The organism is Pseudomonas guariconensis (genome assembly GCF_015680235.1).
Classification (GTDB): Bacteria; Pseudomonadota; Gammaproteobacteria; order Pseudomonadales; family Pseudomonadaceae; genus Aquipseudomonas; species Aquipseudomonas guariconensis_A.
In genome coordinates, this window is the sequence record NZ_JADLJL010000069.1 from 1 (window position 1) to 2455 (window position 2455).

At 62.4% G+C, this 2455-nt stretch carries 3 protein-coding genes; 2 read left to right on the forward strand and 1 reads right to left on the reverse strand.

The window, feature by feature from the left end; all coding sequences use genetic code 11:
* Positions 1–109 precede the first annotated feature (109 nt).
* On the reverse strand, positions 110–538 hold the full coding sequence (locus IRZ56_RS22855; protein ID WP_196147022.1) for a PACE efflux transporter: 429 nt from the start codon (positions 536–538) through the stop codon (positions 110–112).
* A 102-nt stretch (positions 539–640) separates the two neighbouring features.
* Between IRZ56_RS22855 and IRZ56_RS22860 the strand changes: the two genes are divergently transcribed.
* Complete coding sequence (locus tag IRZ56_RS22860) at positions 641–1522, forward strand: LysR family transcriptional regulator (protein WP_196147023.1); 882 nt, start codon at positions 641–643, stop codon at positions 1520–1522.
* Positions 1523–1770: 248 nt separating this feature from the next.
* Positions 1771–2455, forward strand: a 685-nt coding sequence (locus IRZ56_RS22865; RefSeq protein WP_196147024.1) for a cache domain-containing protein, incomplete at its 3' end; no start/stop codon positions are given.

Below are 2455 nucleotides of genomic sequence, written 5' to 3' on the forward strand. Positions count from 1 at the left end.
CGGGCGCCCCCCCCCCCCCCCAAGCGGGCCCAAAAAATAAATTTTGGCGGGTTTGTTGGGGGCGGGGGGGCGCCCCCCGCGATAGCACCCGACCCGCCCCCCCTTCATTTCAGGCAGTCGCCATCGCCGACATCGGCAAGCCGAAGATGCGATCGAACGCCCAGTTGTAGACGAAGGTGTAGCACGGCACCAGGATGATGAACGCCAGGTCCACCAGGAACGCTTCCACCAAGGTCATGTCCAGCCACCAGGCGATCAGCGGAATCAAGTAGACCACCAAGGTCAACTGGAAACCGATGGCATGCCCAACACGCCGAGCCACGCTACGGCCACGCTTGGCCTGGCGGCTTTCCCACCATTCGAACAGGCTGTTGTAGATCAGGTTCCAGAGCATGGCGATGGTGGTGATCATCACCGCCAGCGGCCCGGTATGGGACGCTTGGGTGTCGGACAGGTACGCCAGCCCCAGGGTCGACATGCACAGGCCGATCAGTTCATAGAAGGTCACATAGACCAGTTTGCGTTTGAGTCCTTGCACAGCTTTCAATCTCTGGATGTTTCACGAAGGCAGCCAGAATGAATCAATCTTCTTGACAGAAAAAGTCAGCACCTTTCAGATTTATTGAAAGGAGGCCGATCCATGAATTTTTCCAGCGACAATATCCAGCTGTTTCTCGCCGTGCTCGACCGCGGGTCCTTTTCCGCCGCCGCGCGGGCGTTGTCCCGCGTGCCTTCGGCCGTGAGCATGGCCATCGGCAATCTCGAGGCGGAACTGGGCTACCCACTGTTCGAACGCGGCGCGCGCGAGGCACGCCCAACGGCCCAGGCCCGAGCTCTGGAGCCCCATGCCCGACTGATCGCCGAACAGCTGGGTCTGTTGCAAGTCCATGCGTTGGAGCTCTCCCGAGGCCTCGAGAGCCGCCTGGCCATCGCCGTGGTGCCCGACATCGACCAAAGCCCCTTGCTCGCGGCCATTGCCGTGCTCGGCGAACGGCACCCACTGCTGGACATCGAACTGCTCAGCGCGCCCCAGGAGGAAGCCCTGCAATTGCTCGACGACGGTCGGGTCAGCCTGTGCCTGGCCTTCGCCGGCCTGCACGTGGACCCTCGGCGCAGTTTCCAGCACATCGCCATAGAGTCGCTGGTGGCCACCCTTTCACCGCACCACCCTGCGCTGGGCAACGGGCGTATCCATTATCTGGAAGACCTGTTCAACGTGCGCCAGGTCCTGGTCCGCAGCATCGACGTGCCGCTGTCCGACCCGCGCCCGCTGGTCGCGGCGACCCATTGGCGCAGCAACAGCCTGGACCTGGCTTTGCAAATGGTCGAGGCGGGCCTGGGCTGGGGCAACTTCCCCTTGTCCCGAGTGGCGCCACTGATCGAGGCCGGTCGCCTGGTGCGCCTGGACTTTCGCAATACCCAGAATGCCCTGGAGCTGCCGGTGCACGCCTTCTGGCTCAAGCAGCAGCCGCTGCACCTGGCAGCTCGGACCCTGGTGGAACTGTTGGCCCGTCATCCCTAGGCTCTGTCTGAAAAGCCTTGATACTTGGTCATGCTGCGTTGAAAACAGCCTCGGAATGCTCATTTACAACCCATAAACTCCGCTTCCTCGGCTGTTTTCGCCTTGCCTGACCGGCGTCTCAAGACTTTTCAGACAGAGCCTAGTTTTTTCAATATTTTTCAAGACCGGCCGATAGCCTGGTGACAGGTATCGCCATGCGTGCCACGAGCGCGCGGCGTCCTCCCTTCACCGGCCCAAGGTCTCGAAACATGAACCTGAAATTCCGCCACAAGATCCTGCTCAGTGCCTGCGGCGTCGTTGTCCTGGCATTTGCCTTGTTCACCCTCTACAACGACTACCTGCAGCGCAACACCATCCGCCAGAACATCGAATCCTCCGTACGCCAGGCCGGGGCGCAGACCGCCGGCAGCGTGCAGAACTGGATGAGCGGGCGCATCCTGGTGCTTGAGAACCTTGCTCAGGACATCGCCCAGCAAGGTACCGGTGAAACCCTGTCCGGGCTGGTCGACCAGCCGTCGTACACCAACAACTTCCAGTTCACCTATTTCGGCCAGAACAACGGCGTGTTCACCCAGCGGCCGGACGCCAAGATGCCCGACGGCTATGACCCGCGCCAGCGGCCGTGGTACACCGCCGCCGTAACGGCCGACAAGACCCTGCTGACCCCGCCCTACCAGGCGTCGGTGGGCGGCCTGGTGGTGACCATCGCCATCCCGGTCAAGGCCAAGGCCAGCGGCGAACTGCTCGGCGTGGTCGGCGGCGACCTGAGCCTCAATACCCTGGTGGACATCATCAATGCCGTGGACTTCGGCGGCATCGGCCACGCCTTCCTCGCCGACCGCAACGGCCAGGTGATCGTCAGCCCCGACAAGGACCAGGTGATGAAGAACCTCAAGGACATCTACCCCGATGCCGCCTTGAAGGTCGAGCCGG

What these genes read in the sequence shown, in the direction of transcription:
- IRZ56_RS22860 (WP_196147023.1), top strand. Translation starts at nt 641, where the DNA reads ATGAATTTTTCCAGCGACAATATCCAGCTGTTTCTCGCCGTGCTCGAC.